Source organism: Pseudarthrobacter sp. J1763 (assembly GCF_050490295.1).
Taxonomy (GTDB): Bacteria; Actinomycetota; Actinomycetes; order Actinomycetales; family Micrococcaceae; genus JBNPEO01.
Genome location: NZ_JBNPEN010000002.1, coordinates 148,672 through 167,419 on the forward strand (window position 1 = coordinate 148,672; position 18,748 = coordinate 167,419).

The 18,748-nt window shown below is 58.8% G+C and carries 14 protein-coding genes; 5 read left to right on the forward strand and 9 right to left on the reverse strand.

Annotation, left to right across the window (positions count from 1 at the left end; translation table 11 throughout):
• Positions 1 to 34 precede the first annotated feature (34 nt).
• Positions 35 to 1,267, forward strand: a complete 1,233-nt coding sequence (locus tag ACQQCD_RS02700; RefSeq protein WP_430266860.1) for an enolase C-terminal domain-like protein — start codon at positions 35 to 37, stop codon at positions 1,265 to 1,267.
• A 26-nt stretch (positions 1,268 to 1,293) separates the two neighbouring features.
• On the opposite strand, the gene ACQQCD_RS02705 is transcribed toward ACQQCD_RS02700, so the two are convergent.
• Genes ACQQCD_RS02705 through ACQQCD_RS02735 form a run of 7 tightly spaced genes read right to left on the reverse strand, consistent with a single transcriptional unit; the run spans position 1,294 to position 9,726 of the window.
• On the reverse strand, positions 1,294 to 2,109 hold the full coding sequence (locus ACQQCD_RS02705) for a serine hydrolase (RefSeq protein WP_430266861.1): 816 nt from the start codon (positions 2,107 to 2,109) through the stop codon (positions 1,294 to 1,296).
• Between the two features lie 8 nt (positions 2,110 to 2,117).
• Positions 2,118 to 3,233: a serine hydrolase domain-containing protein gene (locus ACQQCD_RS02710; RefSeq protein WP_430266862.1), complete on the reverse strand. Its 1,116-nt coding sequence runs from the start codon at positions 3,231 to 3,233 to the stop codon at positions 2,118 to 2,120.
• Positions 3,233 to 4,168 carry a S66 peptidase family protein gene (locus ACQQCD_RS02715; RefSeq protein WP_430266863.1) on the reverse strand — a complete coding sequence of 312 codons (936 nt, stop codon included), beginning with the start codon at positions 4,166 to 4,168 and terminating at the stop codon, positions 3,233 to 3,235. Before ACQQCD_RS02715 ends, ACQQCD_RS02710 begins: the two co-directional genes overlap by 1 nt.
• On the reverse strand, positions 4,165 to 5,868 hold the full coding sequence (locus ACQQCD_RS02720; RefSeq protein ID WP_430266864.1) for a dipeptide ABC transporter ATP-binding protein: 1,704 nt from the start codon (positions 5,866 to 5,868) through the stop codon (positions 4,165 to 4,167). The genes ACQQCD_RS02715 and ACQQCD_RS02720 overlap by 4 nt, the downstream gene beginning before the upstream one ends.
• Positions 5,868 to 6,770, reverse strand: a complete 903-nt coding sequence (locus ACQQCD_RS02725; RefSeq protein WP_430266865.1) for an ABC transporter permease — start codon at positions 6,768 to 6,770, stop codon at positions 5,868 to 5,870. The genes ACQQCD_RS02720 and ACQQCD_RS02725 overlap by 1 nt, the downstream gene beginning before the upstream one ends.
• Positions 6,767 to 7,843, reverse strand: coding sequence for an ABC transporter permease (locus ACQQCD_RS02730; RefSeq protein WP_430266866.1), 1,077 nt, complete (start codon positions 7,841 to 7,843; stop codon positions 6,767 to 6,769). Before ACQQCD_RS02730 ends, ACQQCD_RS02725 begins: the two co-directional genes overlap by 4 nt.
• A gap of 2 nt (positions 7,844 to 7,845) precedes the next feature.
• Positions 7,846 to 9,726, reverse strand: coding sequence for an ABC transporter substrate-binding protein (locus tag ACQQCD_RS02735; protein ID WP_430266867.1), 1,881 nt, complete (start codon positions 9,724 to 9,726; stop codon positions 7,846 to 7,848).
• Between the two features lie 215 nt (positions 9,727 to 9,941).
• On the opposite strand from ACQQCD_RS02735, the gene ACQQCD_RS02740 reads away from it, so the two are divergent.
• The 3 genes from ACQQCD_RS02740 to ACQQCD_RS02750 all read left to right on the forward strand — a co-directional run bounded on the left by ACQQCD_RS02740 (position 9,942) and on the right by ACQQCD_RS02750 (position 13,721).
• Positions 9,942 to 11,312, forward strand: a complete 1,371-nt coding sequence (locus ACQQCD_RS02740) for a M20/M25/M40 family metallo-hydrolase (RefSeq protein WP_430266868.1) — start codon at positions 9,942 to 9,944, stop codon at positions 11,310 to 11,312.
• Between the two features lie 8 nt (positions 11,313 to 11,320).
• A complete protein-coding gene (locus tag ACQQCD_RS02745; RefSeq protein ID WP_430266869.1) occupies positions 11,321 to 12,787 on the forward strand; it encodes a serine hydrolase domain-containing protein in 1,467 nt (488 codons plus the stop codon).
• Between the two features lie 67 nt (positions 12,788 to 12,854).
• Positions 12,855 to 13,721 carry a MurR/RpiR family transcriptional regulator gene (locus ACQQCD_RS02750; protein WP_430266870.1) on the forward strand — a complete coding sequence of 289 codons (867 nt, stop codon included), beginning with the start codon at positions 12,855 to 12,857 and terminating at the stop codon, positions 13,719 to 13,721.
• A gap of 134 nt (positions 13,722 to 13,855) precedes the next feature.
• On the opposite strand, the gene ACQQCD_RS02755 is transcribed toward ACQQCD_RS02750, so the two are convergent.
• Entirely contained in the window at positions 13,856 to 14,893 is a 1,038-nt protein-coding gene (locus tag ACQQCD_RS02755) for a trypsin-like serine peptidase (protein ID WP_430266871.1), read from the reverse strand.
• Between the two features lie 340 nt (positions 14,894 to 15,233).
• Here ACQQCD_RS02755 and ACQQCD_RS02760 point away from each other — a divergent pair, with 340 nt between their 5' ends.
• On the forward strand, positions 15,234 to 17,453 hold the full coding sequence (locus ACQQCD_RS02760; protein ID WP_430267025.1) for an NADP-dependent isocitrate dehydrogenase: 2,220 nt from the start codon (positions 15,234 to 15,236) through the stop codon (positions 17,451 to 17,453).
• A 181-nt stretch (positions 17,454 to 17,634) separates the two neighbouring features.
• Here ACQQCD_RS02760 and ACQQCD_RS02765 read toward each other — a convergent pair whose 3' ends face one another.
• On the reverse strand, positions 17,635 to 18,705 hold the full coding sequence (locus ACQQCD_RS02765) for a Gfo/Idh/MocA family protein (RefSeq protein ID WP_430267026.1): 1,071 nt from the start codon (positions 18,703 to 18,705) through the stop codon (positions 17,635 to 17,637).
• Positions 18,706 to 18,748: the final 43 nt, after the last annotated feature.

Sequence of the window (18,748 nt, forward strand, 5' to 3'; positions counted from 1 at the left end):
GGAAGGGGAGCAGGGGAGAGCAAAAAGGAGCCACATGGCTAGGCTGCGTGAAGTGCGGGTTCACCGCGTTCGTGTGCCGCTAGTGGGACACTTCACCACCGCGGTTCGCAGCGCCACTGAGCTCGAGACAGTGCTAGTCGAAGCCATCGATTCGGATGGGTTCAGCGGCTGGGGTGAGGCGCCGATCAGTAAAGTCACACGCCTCTCCACTGAGCAAGCAGTCGCCAGCATTGAAGGCCCGCTGGCCGCCCTAGTTCTTCATCAAGATGGCGGATTGCACGGCACAAATGCCCACTCTGGTACGGGGTTGGGGGGTGCGCTGCCCGGGGAACTCAGCGAATCCCTGGCACGGTTGGAACAAAGCACGGAACCACCGGCTGCCCGTATGGCTATGGACTGTGCCCTCCACGACCTAGCAGCCCAGCAGCACGGTGTGGATCTGGCAACTTATCTAGCCAGCATTATCGCTAGCGGCGAAGCTCAGTCTGGATTCGGTATCAAGGCCTTAGCCAAAGTACCCCAAGTGAAGATCGAGACTGACATAACGCTTTCCGTCGCACCGCCAGCGGAGCTCGCCACTAAAGCAGCTGCACATGTGGCGGCCGGGTTCCGTTGCCTGAAGGTAAAGCTCGACGCGCGGATGGACGTCCTTGCCTCGATGCAAGCCGTGCGTGCGGCCGCCGGGGACCAGACCGTGTTGCGCATCGATGCAAACCAAGCATTTAACGCCTCGGAGGCCATCCGGGTGATCCGGGCATTGGAAGACGCAGGCTTGAACATAGAGCTTGCAGAACAACCAGTACCGGCAGGGGACTGGGCAGGCCTCGCGCAGGTGAGTGCCGCCGTCGAGACCCCGGTTTTGGCGGACGAAAGTCTCTGGAACCTCCAAGACCTAGAGCAATTACTGCGCTACCAGGCCGCACCCATGGTGAACATCAAGTTGGCTAAAACGGGTGGGCTCCGGCACGGATTGAGACTTCTGGAACGGGCCACTGCCGAAGGCATAGATGTAGTTATTGGGTGCATGCTGGAGAGCCATGTGGGCATTGGTGCAGCGGTAGCACTCGCCGCTCAGTTGCCTGCAAGTGACGGCCGCTCTGTAGCTGACGGCCGTTCTGGAAGTGACGGCCGTTCTGCCGCGCAGGACCTCGACGGCGGGCTGTGGCTCACCGCCTCTCCTGTGCGCGGAGGGATCGAATATCAGGGTATGAACATTCAGCGTTCCACAGCCCCCGGCCTGGGAATTAGCGGGCTGGCTCTCGGCTAAGAATCCCTCGCCTAGGATTTAGGCAGCTACTGTGTTGCCCTATGCAGTTCCCAAGCCATCCGTGAAAGCGCTTGGATGGCGGGCAAGGCGTCCTTTTCCTCGTAGGCCCGGGTACACACTGCCAAAACGTAGCCGTCGCTGAGGAAGCCGTTTTGTGGGGCAACAAAAGCAACATCGTGTTGAATGCCGGTGACCCAGCCGGACTTGCTACCCCAACGCACCTCGGCGCCTGCGGAATCCAGCTCCGCGCCAAGATCTCCGAACTCTTGAGCCATCAGCCACTGAGTCATCAATTCCGTCAGCTCTGGACCAGCCACGGCACCTGTCACAATGGCGCGCATCACGGCTGTCAGATCACGTGCAGTCACTTGGTGGCTCAACCCAGCCCGCAGTGCCGGGATGTCGCCGATCATCCGCTCCATACGCGAAGAGGCTGCCCCGCAGGCAGACAAAGCGTCGTTGACCGCGGGCAGCCCAACCAGCTGCACCACCAGATTGGTAGCCTCATTTGAGGAGACAGTGATCATGCGCCGAAGTACCTCAGAGAGCGGCATCAGCGTTCCGGGCGAAGGCATCCCCATGTCCCGTTCTTCGGGTTCAAAGGTGAAGTCTTCGGTGCCGGTGGCCGAGGGAAAAGTGTGTGCCGCCGCAATTTCTTGGTTCAAGTCCAGCTCGCCACGTTCCACAGCCCTGATTGCTGCCACCATCACGCCGAGCTTGATAGTGCTTGCCGAGTAGAACGGAAGGTCAGCTTCCCGTTGGGATAAAACAGCACCATCCATTGTTGTGAGGCAATACGCGATGGTGGGCACGCCGTCGCTATAGTCAGACTGAACGGGCATGGTGGCTCCTAGCTGAGATGAGAGTAGACCGTGTCCGAGACGGCCAAACGAACGGGTTGGAAGTCGGAAATCTCGCGCCGAGGATGCACCCGATTGCTCAGCAAAACAACACTCATTCGAGCATCGCGGTCTACCAACAATGAGGTACCGGTGAAGCCGTTGTGGCCGCGCGCATGTGGGGATCCCATCCACGCGGCTTGGCCAATTCTTAGCCCCAGACCGTGGCCGAATTCGGCTCCAGAGGTGGGCAGAAACTTACCAAGTACGTCCCGGAGCTGATCCGTCCACATGGCAGTTGCCAGTGTGGGGGACAAGATGCCAGGCAAGCCTGCGCGCAAGAATTCGGCGAAGCCCAAGAGCGCACCAGCGGTGCCGAACAGGCCAGCGTTTCCGCACGCACCGCCCAAAGACCAGGCAGCTTCATCGTGGACAACACCACGAATCATGCCCCGGCCGAGTTCCGGCTGGTACTCAGTCGCGGCGCTACACAGCGGATCTGGTGTGAAACTCAGCCCACCATTGGCATCCACTTTGGAGAGCACCTTCTCGTTGACGAGCTGAAGCCAAGGTTTTCCCGTGATCTGCTCGGCCGCAGCCATGATGGTGTTGAATCCCGCGCACGAGTATTCAAAGTGGGTGCCAGGCTGGTGAAGCGGTTCAAGAGCCAGCAGATCGGCCAGCAGCGCTTCACGGTCAAAGACTGCTCCGGTAGCCAGCGGCCCGCGCCAGCCGTCCCACGTCCCAGGCAACCCCGAGGTGTGGGTCAGAAGCTGACGCAATGTCACACCAAATTTGCCCAGCGGCACTGGAACCGTCTGATCAAGGTCCCACACGCCGTCGTCCACTAGTGCCAGCGCCGTGACAGCGGTGAAAACCTTCGTCACAGACGCCAAATCGTAGAGCGTTTCGGCGCTCGCCGGGATCCGCTCTTGCTCCGGAAGTTCAGTACCGTCGCTACCAAAACGCACAGCGTCGCCCACGGTGATCACCGGCAGCCGTTCACCGTCCACAGCAACTGCGCAAACGGCCGACGGCGTGACACCGGTTTGGACAGCAGCGCTTAGCAGACGCTTCAGCTCGGTATGCAATGACTCGTGCCCCGGGCTGAGGCCAGTGGCTCTCACTAGTCCAACACCAAACGTGGCTGGCTTCCGTCCGGCGCGTGCAAGGTGGCTGGAACGCCCAGAGGAATACTGTGTGCCGCAGGTCCGTGGCCAAAGCCCAGTTCCCACACCAAGGGAACGCCTAGCGGACCGAGTAGTTCAACACAGAGCTTCTTGATTTCCTCAAGGTCACCGCAATCTTGCCATGAGCCCAAAACGATGCCACTCAATCCTTCGAACCAGCCGGCCCGGAGTAGTGAGGTCAGCATCCCATCAATCTTGTAGGTGGGTTCGGTGACATCCTCGAGTAAGGCGATTCGGCCGGTATTGTTCGGCAGCACCCGCCCACGGCCCCCCAAGGTCATCACCAGAAGGCTCAGATTTCCGCCGGTAAGGATTCCGTGGGCAGTGCCGCTGACGAGAGTTTGGGCGGTTGCCGCTGTGTAACTCCGGCCAGGGAAGGGAGCAAATACGGCCGCTTTGAGCCTTGTAGTTGCTACAGCATCATCGAGCAAGGCAGCAGTGGCCAGCATGGGGGTAAACCACGAGGGCAAACCCAACTTTTCACCCCAAAATTCGTGAATCCCTGTGATATCAGAGGAGCCAAAGAGCGGCTTCGGCTCGGCGGCACGGAGCTGATCGACGTCGAGCAAGTCCAAAAGCCGCACTGACCCGTAGCCGCCTCGGATCACAAAAACTGCGGCGAGGCTTGGATCGCACCACGCGTTCTGCAGGTCAGCGGCCCGCTGCTCGTCGGTTCCGGCAAGATACAACGCGCGGGGATGTGCAGCCCGAAGGTGATCGCCAAGTACTGGAACTAGCCCCCACGATTCCAAAAGTGCCACCGAGCGTTCAATCATCGCCGGTACTGGCGGCCCCGAAGTTGCCACCAGCCCCACCCGGTCACCTAGCTGCAGCGGAGCCAAGATGTCAGTTGTTTTCGGATGCTCCATCATGCGTCCGAACCGATGGCCACGCTGGAGTCATCGGCCAGCACATTGTTGGTTGGCACCACGCTGAGCAATTTGCGGGTGTATTCGTGTTGAGGGTTCAGCAAAACGTCTTCCACCTTGCCTTCTTCAACAATCTGACCTTCAAACATCACCACCACTCGATCAGCGATGTTCCACGCCAAGCCGAGGTCATGAGTTATGACCAGGGCACCCAAGCCGAGTTCACAGCGCAAACGCAAGAGCAGGGCAAGAATTTCGGCACGTACGGAGGCATCCAGGCTAGCCACCGGCTCATCGGCAACCAGGAATTCCGGTTCCAAGGCAAGAGCGCCAGCAATCACCACTCGCTGCCGCTGCCCTCCTGAAAGTTCTTGAGGAATGGCCGTTAGGTAACGTTCAGGCGGGTTCAACTCGGCTTTTTGCAGTGCCGCTGTAACGATTTCCCGTTCGTTCCCTGGCAACTTGTGCAGTCGAGGCCCTTCGGCCACGGCTTCGTAGACAGAGTGCTTAGGGTTCAGTGCCGCCGACGGATCTTGCAGCACAAACTGGACGCTCCGCCGGTAATCCTTGAGCGCTTTGCGATGGTGAGAAAGCGGTTTGCCTTCGAACAACACGTCCCCGGAGGTGGGACGTTGCAAGGCAAGCATGGTACGAGCCAGTGTGGTTTTACCGGACCCGGATTGACCCACAAGCGCAACAATTTCACCCCGGCCGCAGCTCAGATTCACGGAGTCCACAGCCTTGACCGTGCCGCCGCGTCCGGCGAACGTCACGGACAAGTTTCGCGCCTCCAACACAACATCTTCCGGGTCGGGGGCAGTAAAGGCGCCGGCCTTTTCCCCTGCGTTTGCTGAGGGTGCGTCAGGCGCAGTGTAGCCGGGCAAACGGAGTCGAGAGGCAGGATCCCCGATCAATGGAAACGCCGCGGCGAGGGCCTGGGTGTGTGGGTGTTGCGGGTTACGCATAACGTCAGCAGAAGGACCATCCTCCACAATTTTTCCTTGCTGCATCACCACAATCCGCTCACAAGTGGCAGCAAGAACCGAGAGGTCGTGGCTGATCAAAATGAGCGAGAGCCCGCGTGAGGCCACCAGTGCAGTCAGCACGTTCAGCACTTGTGCCTGAACAATCACGTCCAATGCAGTGGTTGGTTCATCAGCGATGATGAGCTCAGGATCGCAAGCCAAAGCCATCGCGATCATCACGCGCTGCTTCTGCCCGCCGGAGAGTTCATGAGGGTAGGAAGCGCCCTTGGCCGGGGAGAGGTCCACCAGCTCCAAGAGTTCGGCAACACGTGCATTTCGTGCAGCATCGTCCTTGTACGGAAGCACTTTTGCGTGGACACGCAGTGCCTCGGCGATTTGGTCACGGACCTTGCGAACCGGGTTGAGTGAGTGCATGGCACCCTGGAAAACGATTGCTGCTTCAGTCCAACGCACGGCGCGCAGACGGCCCCAACTGAGGTCAGGCACGTTGTCTTCACCCAGCAAGATGCTGCCTTCCACCTTGGCATTAGCAGGCAGCAAACGGAGCACTGACATGGCCAGTGTGGACTTTCCGCAGCCAGACTCGCCAGCCAGACCCAACGTTGAGCCGGGTTCGACGACGAGGCTGACGCCGTCGACCGCTGTCAGCGAGCGGCGGCCTTCTTCTCCTTGAGTGGAGTAGGTGACCCGGAGGTCCTTGAATTCAAGACGCGGCATTAGCGGCCTCTCAGGGTCGGGTTAATAACTGACTCGAAGGCGCGCCCCACCAAAGTGAAGCACAGCACCACAACAACGATTGCAATACCGGGGGTAAGGACAAACCACCAATAGCCTCCGGTTGCCGCGCCGGTATCCAACGCGGATTTGAGCATGGACCCCCAAGAGATCTGTCCGGGGTCGCCCATGCCAAGGAAGGACAGGGTGGATTCGGCGATGATGGCCGAACCTACTGTCAGGGTGGTGTTGGCGAGGACAAGTGGCATCACGGCCGGGAGGACGTGCTTGCCAATGATGTGGGCGTCCGAAGCTCCCAAGGCCCAGCTGCGTTCAATGTAGGCGCGGGATTCCACGCTGAGCGTTTGGGAACGTACCAGGCGGGCTGTTCCGGCCCACGAGGTGATCCCGATGGCAATCACAATGGTGGCAACGCCGGGGCCAATCACTGAGGAGAGCACAATCGCCAAGACCAGGCTTGGCACAACCAAGAAGAAGTCGATGATTCGCATCAACACCCCTTGGGTGACTCCGGTGAAGTGGCCTGCAGCCATACCCACCACTGTGCCAATCAACATGGACACACCAGTGGCAGCAAAACCAACCAAGAGAGAGATCCGGGCGCCCCAAACCAGCATCGCCAAAATAGACCGGCCCGAGGGGTCCGTGCCCAAAGGGTTCGCCCATGTTGGTGGTTCATTTTGAGCTGCGGTGATGCGTGTGACATCGAGGGTCTCTTCGGGTGCTAGCACGGGGGCTAGTAGCGCTAGAAGAATAACGAGGCCCAATAAGATCAGTCCGATGAGCCCGGCTCGGTTTGAGGCAAACTCCGCCCAGACCTCACGAAGCCGTTGAATCCGCCGGGCGTTGGCCACGTTGCGTTGGCCAGTGGTCAGTGTGCTCATGATGCACGCAGCCGCGGGTCAAGGAGTCGGTAGACGATGTCGGCGAAGAAATTCATAAAGATCACAATCGAAGAGAAGACAACAAAGGTTCCCTGAAGAAGCGGGAAGTCAGGGGCAGATAGCGCCTGGAAAGTGAGGTAACCCAGGCCCGGCCAGGAGAAGACGGTCTCCACCGTCACAGCCCCGCCTACCAAACCGCCCAGGGTCAGAAAGATGAGTGTCACGGTGGGCAAAAGCGCATTGGGCACAGCGTGCTTAATGCGTACGTCGTCCTCTCGCAGGCCTTTGGCTCGCGCCGTGACCAAATAGTCTGAGGTCATTTCTTCAAGGAGGGATGCCCGCATGACCATCAAGTACTGGGCGTAGACGACGGCGACCATGGTCAACACCGGTAGCACCATGTGGCGTGCCACATCCCAGAGGTAGTTGAAGCCTGTGGCTTGAACGCCAGCGGTCACCATTCCACCGGTGGGGAACCAGCGCAAACCTCCAGCAAAGACCAAAAGCATCAATAGGCCCAACCAAAAGGTGGGGACAGACCAAAAGATCAGCGCCAAACCGGTATGAGTTTTGTCGAAGTTGCTACCGCGCCGCCACGCGGCCCGTTGTCCGAGCCAGAGGCCCAGAACAACGGACAGCGCGGCAGCGGTGCCGGTGAGTAGCAAGGTAGGGCCGATCCGATCCAGGATAAGTTCCATGACCGGCCGGTTGTAGGTGTAGGAATCGCCCAGTTTGCCCTGAAAGAGGTCCGTCAAATACCGCCAAAACTGGGCCGGGAGAGGCTGGTCTAGGCCGTATTGCCGCCGCAAGATGTCCATCTGTTCCGGTGTCACCTGCCGCCCGTCCGCCAATGAGCGCACAGGATCACCGGGCAGGATACGGAAGGCGAAGAAGCCAAGGACAACCACCATCACCAAGGAAACGGCGGCGCCGCCGGCTTTTGCGCCGATATAACGCGGCCAGCTGCCCCCGCGCCGAGGTTCGTCGATGTCCTTGATTGGCCCGCCTTCTGCGGCAGAATTTGGTGCAGATGTGGTCCCTGCGAGGACGGGTTCACTGAGCGTAGGTTCCATTGTTATTCGCGGTCTCCTGCCGTTGCGTTACGGCGGCGGTAGAGAACAAATCCGCCAGCAGCCAACACCACCACAATGACAGCGGGCACAATGACAGCGGCTGGGTTGAAGCCACCATCAGACTGCTCGGTGCCGGACTTGCTGCTCACTGGTGTGGCACTGTAGTAGCCCCACGGGCCGTTCTGGCCGGTGATAACGCCACCTTCTTCAGGCTGCGTGACGAACGGTTCAAACTTGTCAGATCGGTACGCTTCGAGCGTGTTGGCGTAGTACATCACGTTATTAACCGCTGCGTTGTAGATCAGTTCCTGAGCTTTCTTGACCAAGGCGCTGCGTTTGGCCTGATCGAGTTCCTCGTGCTGTTGCTTGAAGATCGCATCGAATTCTGGCGAGCAGTAGTTGTTTTCCGAGGTTGCGCCTGTGCCATCGGCATTAGGACGTGAAGCACAAGTGTTGATGGACAGCTGGAAGTCCGGGTCCGGGCCCATTCCCCAACCGGTGAAGTAGAGGTCAAAGTTACCAACAACTGAGTCATCGTTCAGCTGGGCTGAAGACTTCATTACTGTGGTGACGTCGATGCCGATTTCCTTCAACCACGGCTTGACGTAATCAGCCATCTGCTGGTGTGTTGGTTCGCTGTTGCGGCCGGCAAGGCGGAGCTTGAGTGGCTTTCCGGTCTTGTCCAAGCGGATCCCGTCGGCACCCTTGGTGTAACCCGCCTTGTCCAGCAGCTCGTTGGCCGCCTTCGGGTTGTACTTCAACGGCAGGTCCTTGGTATCCCAGTTGTACTGCGGGTATGCGAGAGGAACCTCACCAGTGGCTTCTTGTCCTAGACCCTGAAGAACCTTCTCAAGAAGCGTCTTGTTATCAATCGCCATAACAATTGCCCGGCGTAGTTGAACGTCCTGCAAGGCCGGGTTGCCGTCCCCGATCAGCTTGTTTTCAGGCGTTGTGGTTCCAGGGTTGATGCCAATTGCTTGGTAGCGGCGGCCAGTGCCGGCGTTGGTGGTGATCCCCGGCTGATTCTGGAGGGCCTTGTACTGGGCGGGAGTGAGGCCGCTGATTAGATCAACTTCACCGGTCTTGAGTGCCTGCACTGCAGCGTCAGTGTTTTTGTACGGGGCGTAAGTGATGCCGTCAATCTTGGCCGTGCCCTGCCAGTAGTGCGGGTTGGATTTCAGGCTGACACCAGCCGTCTTGTCATAACTGGTGACAATAAAGGGCCCGGATCCAACCGTGTCCTTGTCATTGGTGTATTTGGCGGGATCCCCAACCTTGGACCAAACGTGTTCTGGCATGATCGGAAGCTGCGTTCCGGGGTTCGGCGCTTGCGGGGCATTGAGCGTGATAACTAAGGTCTCGTCGTCTTTGGCTTCTACACTCTGTACCGATGACAGAAGCGAGCCGTTGGCCTGCTTGAGCTCGTCATTTGTCTGGATGGCTTTGAATGTCCATGCGCCGTCTTTGGCCGTAATCGGCTCACCATCGGACCACTTGCGGTCCTTGGGCAGGTGGAATGTCCACACCTTACCGTCCGGGGAGGTCTCCCACTTGTCAGCCATGCTGGGAATGTCCTCGTTGTTCTTTGGCCCGTAGGCCACCAAGGACTGGTACTGCAAGGCAAGGATGTTGGTGCTGCTAGCCAAGATGGCTTTGAAGGGGTTGAGCGAGTCGATGTCGCCGGTGAGGGCGAGTTTGAGTGTGGTTCCGCTGGCTTCGGAACTTGCGGCAGTTGCCGCAGGGAGGGTACCCGCTGCGGGAGCCAGTGCGATGACGGCTGCTGCTAGAACGGCCGGGATACTTCGCCGAAGTCTGGATGTGCCGGGTGTTTTTGCGCTGTGCGGTGCTTGGTCTGGTGCAGCCGCGGTTCGTATGGGTGTCATCGCGTTCCCCTCATTGTGTGGTGATCGGTGTAGTGCCACGTCCCCCGAAGTGCCGATTCCCGCTGAATGTGGGGGACGGGTTCAAAGTATCCAAGAGATGTGTCGTGGATGTGACGGGCATGTAAATGAATTACGGGTTTGGAAAACGTGATGCAATTCACTTACGCTCACCCTATAACCGAGGTGTTCAGAAAACCATGCAAGGAGACCCAACCGTGACAAATAATCTGCCAACACCTCCGGTGGACTCCCACTCAATGGCTAGCCCCGAGTCCGCTTTTGACCCGGCCGACTTATGTTCGCAACTCATCCGCTTCGACACCACAAACCATGGCGAAGGCAAAAGTGCAGGGGAGAAGGAATGCGCCGAATACATTGCTTCCTTGCTGCAAAGTGCAGGCTACGCGCCGCTACTACTAGGCCCCTCGCCTGAGCGCACTTCAGTGGTGCTCCGCGTCGAAGGTAGAGACCGTACTTTGCCGGGCTTACTAGTGCACGCTCATCTAGACGTGGTGCCAGCCGAGCCGGAGCAATGGAGCAGTGATCCCTTCTCAGGCGAGATTGCTGACGGCTATGTGTACGGACGTGGAGCCTCGGATATGAAGGACATGGTGGCGATGACCCTTGCCACCTTGCTTGAGTGGGCGCAGCAGGGAATCCGCCCACAACGCGACATTGTGGTGGCATTTGTTGCTGATGAAGAGGACAAGGGTGACTACGGTGCTCTCTGGCTTGCAGCGGAACACCCTGAGCTATTTACCGGCGTCGAAGCAGCTATTGGGGAGTCTGGCGGACATGCAACGCTGCTGACCGCCGTCGACGGTTCTCCCGTCCGGCTCTATCCGGTGGCTGTAGCAGAACGCGGAACATTGCACATCAGGGTCCGTGCACAGGGCACCTCGGGCCATGGCTCCCGCCCCGTGCCCGTGAATGCAGTAAAAATTCTTATCTCGGCCCTCGAGCGTGTGGGCCAACACCAATGGCCACTAACCCTCACACCCGCCGTTAAGTCCTACATCGAGCAGACCACTGCAGCGCTGGGCCACCGCGCAGATCTAGAAACCGAAGAAGGCGTCCAACTGGCCATCGAAACCATGGGGGCCGCCGGAACAGTGGCGGCAGTGACTATTCGCTGCTCATCTACGCCCACGGTGCTGCGTGCCGGATACAAAGTGAATGTCATCCCGGGCACCGCTGAGGCGGACATCGACATTCGTTGCCTACCGGGGACCGAAGAGTCCACCATGGCGGTCATCGACTCACTTCTTGGGCCAGGAATTACGCGAGAGTTTCTCTCGCACCAGCCGCCTACCCAATCCGACGCAGGCTCCCACTGGTTCGATTCGATGAGCACGGCACTCACTCGGCACGACCCGGACGCCGTCGTAGTTCCCTACTGCATGGGAGGCGGCACGGACGCCAAGGCGTTTGCCCCGTTGGGAATTTCTTGCTTCGGCTTCGCGCCCTTGGGCGCCGATCCGGAGGGCCGCACCGTGGACGGCGTGCACGGCATTGACGAACGAGTGCCAGTAGCCAGTCTCCGCAGTGGCCAGCGCATTTTGCGAGACTTCCTGGAAAACGTATGAGGCGCCGAATGGCACCGGCGCTCGCCGTCGGTGTTTTCAACGGGAACCGGCTCCAGCGAACCGTTTTAGAAGGAAAAATCGACGACGCCGGAACCCCACCGCAGGCAGACACAGCGTTCCGTATCGCCTCGTGCACCAAGTCGTTCACGGCCGCCGCTATTTTGATCCTCCGTGATCGTGGGCTCTTAGAGCTCGACGACGAAGTGGTCACCTACCTGCCACATTTACGTTTGCTGGCTCCCTCAGCTGACATCCCCTACGGGCCGCTCACGCTGCGGATGCTTCTGAGTATGTCCGGTGGTATGCCCACTGACGATCCGTGGGCGGACCGGCAAGAAGCCATGCCGGACGCTGCTTTTGAGGAATTGCTTGCTGCGGGGATTCGCCTCGTTCGAAAACCTGGGACGGGGTACGAATACTCAAATCTGGGCTACGCCATGCTCGGTGCTGTCATTGCAAAAGTCACCGGAACGGCGTACATCGAGGTGGTGCGCAAGGAGCTCCTCGAACCGTTGGGGCTCCTGAGTACCGGGTTCGATTCACGCGTTCCAGCGAACGGTGGGGTCGCTAAGGGCTACTCGCGGCGCGGCGATTCTTGGGAGCTGCAGCCCTTTACGGGACCTGGAGCGTTCTCTGCAATCGGTGGTTTGTTTAGTACCGTCAACGATCTTGGGCGTTGGGCAACGTGGTTTGCTGACGCGTTTAACGATGGCCCTGAAGAGCCGGCGTCCCCGCTGAGTAGGGCCAGCCGCCGCGAAATGCAGCGTCTTCACGTTCTGGTTGATCCTGAAAGCCCAGCTACGGCGATGGCTGGCAGCAGTGCCGGCGGATATGGTCTTGGGCTGCGGATCTTGAATGATCCTGAGCGGGGATTAATCGTTGGACATTCAGGTGGGTATCCAGGTTTTAGCTCGCATATGACGTGGCATCCGGCTAGCGGATACGCCGTTGTGGGCTTTGAAAATGCCACCTACGCCAACGTGGGTGTACTGGTGCGTGAAGTGCTCGGCGCGGAACTCGACGGGCAGAGCGATAACTCTGCCAGCGCGGCGGCCATGGCTTCTTCTCGCGAAATTGCCGCGTTTCCCAGCGCCGTGCAGCCTGCACTGCCAAGCAGCGGTCCGTGGCCGGAAACACTGGCGGCGCGCGCCGTCGTCGAACGTCTTATTCGCGAGTGGGACGATCCGCTGGCCCGCTCAATCTTCGCTGCAAATGTGGAACTTGATGAGGCAATAGTCAGCCGGCGGGACCAACTTCAGTCTGCGCTGGCCATGGTGGGAACGCTCGATTGGGGAGCTGTAGATCGCGGGCGAAGCGTGACAGCCGCCAGGCATGAGTGGCTACTCACGGGTTCTGCGGGGACACTTCGCTGTGAACTCCTACTGACGCCGGAGGCCGCGCCAAAGGTTCAGACGCTAAAATTCACAGCCAATATCTTCGCTGCGCGTGATGCAGCGGAACCTGTAAGGCCATAGAATCCGTGAACCCTAGACTTTCGGAGCTCGTGAGCAAGGGCCTACCCTTCATCAAGCGGAGTCGTGTGTGAGTATCCAGTCCACTATTCATTCTCTTTTGCCCACGCTGGCACCTGCAGCCAAGCGCGTTGCCGAGGCGATCATTGCCGATCCGGACCACGTTGTTGGGCTGACCATTTCCGAACTGGCTACCCTGTGCAACACTTCTGAACCGTCAGTGGTCAGATTTTGCCGTGCTATTGGATTCAGCGGATACGTCCAGCTGCGGCTTGCCCTAGCTACCGAAATTGGCCGTGAGTACACCACAGAGCCGGTTGGAAAGAAGTTTGGTGAAGACATCCGGCCAGAGGATTCTCTTGCCGATGTGGTGGCCAAGGTTCGCTATACGGAAACGATGGGCATTCAGGAGACCTTGAACGGTCTTGACCTTGCGGTGTTGGGTGCCGTGGCGGAGAAAATCCATACCGCGCAACACATCCTGATCTACGGGGTGGGTGCGGGGGCGATCGTCGCGGACGATCTGCGATACAAACTTTTCCGGATCCGCCGCCAAGCTACCTCGTTCCGCGACCTGCATGATGCCCTGATGGGAGCGTCCCTGATGGGGGAAGGGGATGTGGCGATTGCTTTTTCGCATAGTGGGCGGACCCGGGAGACGCTGGAATTTATTCGGCGCGCAAAGGCGGCAGGGGCCGTAACCGTTGCTGTGAGTAATGTGCCGTCATCGCCAATCGTTCAAGCAGCTGAGCTCAGCATGTTCACGATTGTCCGGGAGACCTCCTTCAGAGCCGGTGCCATGGTTTCTCGCATCGCCCAACTATCAGTGGTGGACTGCCTTTTTGTCAGTGTGGCTAGGCTGAGCTATCCGTCAACGCTTGAAGCTCTGGAAACCACTCGGGAAGCTGTGCTCAACCGGAGCGTCCGCACCACTTAACGCCGAATGGGTAGATAACGTCCCTTTGAACCAACTCAAAGCGACGTTATCTACCCACTCGACGTGTACCCCGTCAACGCGAGAGCTGCGGTTGAGGGGACTGCAGCGAAGGTGGCTGCAGTAAAACTCAGTGCTTAGGCAGCTGCCGAGGCGCTTGAGTAGGTGGACTGAATGACAGATCCCCAGTACGGGCCAAACATCTTGGTCGAGTTAGTGCCATAGCCGTAGCTGTTGATTGAGTTCTGGTACCCGGTTGAGCTAGTTCCAATGAACCACGGTCCGCCTGAGGACCCGCCGGTCATGTTGCACGGGATTCCCTGAGAGTTGAACTGTGGGTTGATGGTGTCGTTAGTGGCCGTTCCGGTACAGGATTTGAGAGTTTCGCCGTTGAACGGGGACGCGGCAGGGTAGCCAAAGGACTTGTAGGTCAAACCGCGAGCCTGGTTGAACTGGATCCCTGAAGAGCCAACAACGTCAGCCAATTTTTTGCCGTTAAGGGTGTTCATTACGGCAAATCCGGTGTCGTACTGCATGTTGCCAGAGCCGCTCCACTGGCTAGGTGTGTAGAGCGCTTTTGCCGTCCACTTGCCGTACGGGGCGGATCCGTTGTTATAGGCCGGAACAAAAACCCAGTTGGTAGCAAAGGCGCCGGGGCCTTCATTCACGCAGTGACCTGCTGTAGAAACAACGCTACGGTTCGACGACGACACGGAGTTTCCGGAGCAAACATAGTTAGAGCCCGCGAGAGTGAAAAATACCTTCCCAATAGTTTTGACTGGGGTTTCACTGGCGGCTTGCAGAACGGGCTTTTTGGCAGTGGCTGAAGCTGTTGTGTCCGCAGATTTGTCCAGAAGGGTACCTGGGATCGCGCCAGGAACAACGGTGCCCGGTACCGACGTGGGGGCTCCCTTGACCACGTCCTCGGCTGCACTACGATTGCCGCGTTGAAGAGCCTTTGCTGCGATGACGTCGCCGGAGATAGCTGACTTCATGCGATCCCCGGTCCAATAGGCAGCGGCATCGGTGGCACCAGTCTGGTGACTGGATACCTGGCTGGCTCCGTTGTTAGGTGTTGTGGGTGATGCTGTGGCTGCTCCGGCTGAGGTAACAGCAAACAGGGCGGCCGCGGAAAGTCCTAGAAGGCTGATGGCTAGGGGTTTGCTTCGATTCATCGTTTGTCTACCTTTTCTGGGTGGGCGGCCGCGCTGGGCTGGTTCGGCCGCAAGCGATAACTGAAAATTACCGTGCTTTGACAAGCTTGTAAATAGAGTTGTCAAAATTTGCAACGCCGACGGCGAAACTCACTCCACAGCCCGGCTCGCCGCACCCCTGCCACTGCTCCCACGTACGCTTCACTGCCGAATGGGTAGATAACGTCGTTTTGAGGTGATTAATAACGACGTTATCTACCCATTCGGCGGAGGGGAGCGCGGCGGGATGAGCAATTACGGCACCTACTCGGGTAAGTTAGACATGTTGAAATCTGCAGACTTTCAGGGAGATGCCCAGCCAATGGCAAAGATTATCTATACCCACACTGACGAAGCGCCGATGGTGGCGACATACTCGTTCCTGCCGATTGTGGAAGCGTTCGCTTCAACTGCGGGCGTTGAAGTGGAAACCCGCGACATTTCGCTGGCTGGCCGCATCATCGCCGTATTTGGCGACTACCTGACGGAAGAACAGCGCACCGGTGACGCACTGGCCGAACTCGGCCACTTGGCGAAGAACCCAGAAGCTAACATCATCAAGCTCCCCAACATTAGCGCCTCCGTTCCGCAGCTGAAGGCGGCCATCGCCGAACTCCAGAGCCAGGGCTACGCATTGCCGGACTACCCGGACAACCCCTCCTCTGATGAAGAGACTGACATCCGCTCGCGCTACGACAAGATCAAAGGCTCGGCCGTCAACCCGGTCCTGCGTGAAGGTAACTCGGACCGACGGGCACCGCTGTCCGTTAAGAACTACGCCCGCAAGAACCCGCACACGATGGGTTCTTGGAGCGCAGATTCCAAGACTAACGTCGCCACCATGGACGGCAATGACTTCCGCTCCAATGAGAAGTCAGTTGTTATCCCGGCCGATGACACACTCAAAATCCAGATTGTCCGCGAAGACGGCACCACCAAGGTTCTCAAGCCCTCATTCCCGGTACTGGCTGGCGAAGTCGTTGACGGAACTGTCCTGCGCGCCGCTGCTCTGGACGAATTCCTAGCTGCCCAGGTAGCCCGTGCCAAGGAAGAAGGTGTGCTGTTCTCCGCTCACCTCAAGGCAACCATGATGAAGGTCTCCGACCCCATCATCTTCGGCCACGTTGTTAAGGCTTACTTCTCTGAGCTCTTTGAGACCTACGGCAAACAAATCGCAGCTGCAGGCCTCAGTGCCAACAACGGACTCGCCTCCATCTTCAACGGACTGGACGAGCTGCCGGTCGAGGTTCGCGAAGGCATCAAGGCTGCTATCACGAAGGGCCTCGAAGAAGGCCCCGCTTTGGCCATGGTTGATTCGGACAAGGGCATCACCAACCTCCACGTCCCCAGTGACGTGATCGTTGACGCCTCTATGCCCGCCATGATCCGAACCTCCGGCCACATGTGGGGCCCGGACGGCAAGGAACACGACACTCTGGCAGTGATCCCGGACAGCAGCTACGCCGGTGTCTACCAGGTTGTTATCGACGACTGCCGTGCCAATGGTGCCTTCGACCCCACCACTATGGGCACGGTTCCCAACGTCGGCCTTATGGCCCAGGCTGCCGAAGAATACGGTAGCCATGACAAGACCTTCGAAGTTGAAGAAGCTGGCACCATGCAGGTCGTCGACTCCTCCGGCACGGTCCTGATCGAACACGAAGTTGCCCCCGGTGACATTTGGCGTGCTTGCCAGGCCAAAGACGTGCCGATCCGCGACTGGGTCAAGCTCGCCGTCACCCGCGCCCGTGCATCGCAGACCCCGGCCGTGTTCTGGCTGGACGAGACTCGTGCGCACGACTCGCAGCTGATCAAGAAGGTCAAGGACTACCTGAAGGACTTCGACACCGAAGGCCTGCAGATCGAGATCATGTCCCCTGAGGACGCCACCGCATTTACGCTCAAGCGCATCCGTAACGGTGAAGACACCATCTCCGTGACCGGTAACGTGCTCCGCGATTACCTCACGGACCTGTTCCCCATCATGGAATTGGGTACCAGCGCCAAGATGCTCTCCATAGTTCCGCTAATCGCCGGCGGTGGCTTGTTTGAGACGGGTGCCGGTGGTTCCGCTCCCAAGCACATCCAGCAGCTCATCAAGGAAAACCACCTTCGCTGGGACAGCCTGGGTGAGTTCTTGGCCCTTGCAGTCAGCTTCGAACACCTCGCCACCAGCACAGGCAACGCACGTGCGCAGATCTTGGCAGACACCTTGGATCGTGCCACGGGTACGTTCCTGATGGAGAACAAGTCCCCGCGCCGCAGCGTTGGTGAAATCGACAACCGTGGCAGCCACTTCTACTTGGCCATGTACTGGGCCCAAGAACTGGCCAAGCAGACCGAGGACGCCGAACTTGCCGCAGCCTTCGCAGCCGTGGCCGAGTCTCTGACCTCCAAGGAGGAGGCAATCGTTTCCGAGCTGCTGGCAGTTCAGGGTTCCCCAGTCGATTTGGGCGGCTACTACCGTCCGGACGACGCTAAGACTGAAGCTGTAATGCGTCCTTCAGCGACGTTCAACGAGGTCATCGCCACGCTGAAGTAAGCAATAAATCCGGTAAGGCAACCGGACAAAAACAGCCCGTCTGCGGCACTCTTCTCAGGGTGCTGCAGACGGGCTGTTTTTAGTTGAGTCATTCTTTGCGCATTTGCACGGCCATCGCCGGCATTAAAGAGTGGATTGCGTGAAAATTCGGCGCCCCGCCCCTAGAAAAGAGACTCGGCCGCTAGTGAGTGTCGTTGGGGTAGGTGATGCCGAGTTGGGCTCTGGCGCCGTCGAACAAGCGCATCACGTTGAGGGAATCTTCCAGTGGCATCACGGGGGACTCGGTGAGCCCTTGTTGGATGCATCGAGTGACTTCGCGAAGTTCGTAGCTGTAGCCGATGCCTACGGGGGAGAATTTCTCAACCCGAGTGCCGTCGCGTCCAATGGTCACGGTCAGCTCGTGAGGGTTGTTCACCGAACCGTGTGTTTGCATCGAACCCAGTGAGCCGGCAACAGTTGCTGAGCGCGGGCCATAAGCCAACAAGCTCGAGGTCAGTTGGGCCATGGCGCCGGAGGAGTACTCAAGAGTCAACGCATTCTGAGCATCCACGCCCTGATCAGTGAGGGTTCCAACGGCGCTGACAGCTTGCGGAAATCCCAGAATTCCCAGCGGCCACAAGAGTGGGTAGACGCTGACATCCAAAAGTGCGCCTCCGCCGTCGCGCCTTGCCCACAAGCGAGCCTCGGGATCATACGGGGCCGGGAATCCCAAGTCCGCCGAGATCCATTTGATCTCGCCGAGTTCCCCGGATTGGACAATCTCGAATGCGCGTTGGATGGACGGCAAAAACCGGCTCCACATTGCTTCCATCAGGAACACCTTGTGCTCTTGAGCTAGCGTGATGAGCTCTTGGGCCTCGTGTGCGTTGATGGTGATGGCTTTTTCCACCAACACGTGTTTGCCAGCTTTGATGGCCGCTTGGGCAATCCGGAAGTGCTGGGCATGCGGAGTGGCGATGTACACCACGTCCACGTCAGGGTCCGCAAACATTTGTTCAAAACCGGTGCTCTCCGCGTTGCCCCCGTAAGCACGCTGGAAACCGAGCTCTGTGGCAAAAGCATCTGCGCTGGCTTGGCTGCGCGAGCTCACCGCGTACAAGACAGCATCGGCTAAGAGAGCAAGATCGCTGGTGACGGAGTGCGCGATGCCGCCGGTGGCAACAACACCCCACTTCAGGGGCCGCCCCGTGGCGGTACGTGGGTCCTGATCGTGTTCGGAGGAGAGCCATGGCTTTTGAATGTAGGCGGTCATAAAGAACATCTTCGCATTAGGCGAGCCGGTGCCAAAGATGTGT

Coding starts and splice junctions, on each gene's coding strand:
- ACQQCD_RS02745 (WP_430266869.1), top strand. CDS start 11,321: ATGGCACCGGCGCTCGCCGTCGGTGTTTTCAACGGGAACCGGCTCCAG.
- ACQQCD_RS02760 (WP_430267025.1), top strand. CDS start 15,234: ATGGCAAAGATTATCTATACCCACACTGACGAAGCGCCGATGGTGGCG.
- ACQQCD_RS02700 (WP_430266860.1), top strand. CDS start 35: ATGGCTAGGCTGCGTGAAGTGCGGGTTCACCGCGTTCGTGTGCCGCTA.
- ACQQCD_RS02735 (WP_430266867.1), bottom strand. CDS start 9,726: ATGACACCCATACGAACCGCGGCTGCACCAGACCAAGCACCGCACAGC.
- ACQQCD_RS02765 (WP_430267026.1), bottom strand. CDS start 18,705: ATGACCGCCTACATTCAAAAGCCATGGCTCTCCTCCGAACACGATCAG.
- ACQQCD_RS02705 (WP_430266861.1), bottom strand. CDS start 2,109: ATGCCCGTTCAGTCTGACTATAGCGACGGCGTGCCCACCATCGCGTAT.
- ACQQCD_RS02725 (WP_430266865.1), bottom strand. CDS start 6,770: ATGAGCACACTGACCACTGGCCAACGCAACGTGGCCAACGCCCGGCGG.
- ACQQCD_RS02730 (WP_430266866.1), bottom strand. CDS start 7,843: ATGGAACCTACGCTCAGTGAACCCGTCCTCGCAGGGACCACATCTGCA.
- ACQQCD_RS02715 (WP_430266863.1), bottom strand. CDS start 4,168: ATGATGGAGCATCCGAAAACAACTGACATCTTGGCTCCGCTGCAGCTA.
- ACQQCD_RS02720 (WP_430266864.1), bottom strand. CDS start 5,868: ATGCCGCGTCTTGAATTCAAGGACCTCCGGGTCACCTACTCCACTCAA.
- ACQQCD_RS02755 (WP_430266871.1), bottom strand. CDS start 14,893: ATGAATCGAAGCAAACCCCTAGCCATCAGCCTTCTAGGACTTTCCGCG.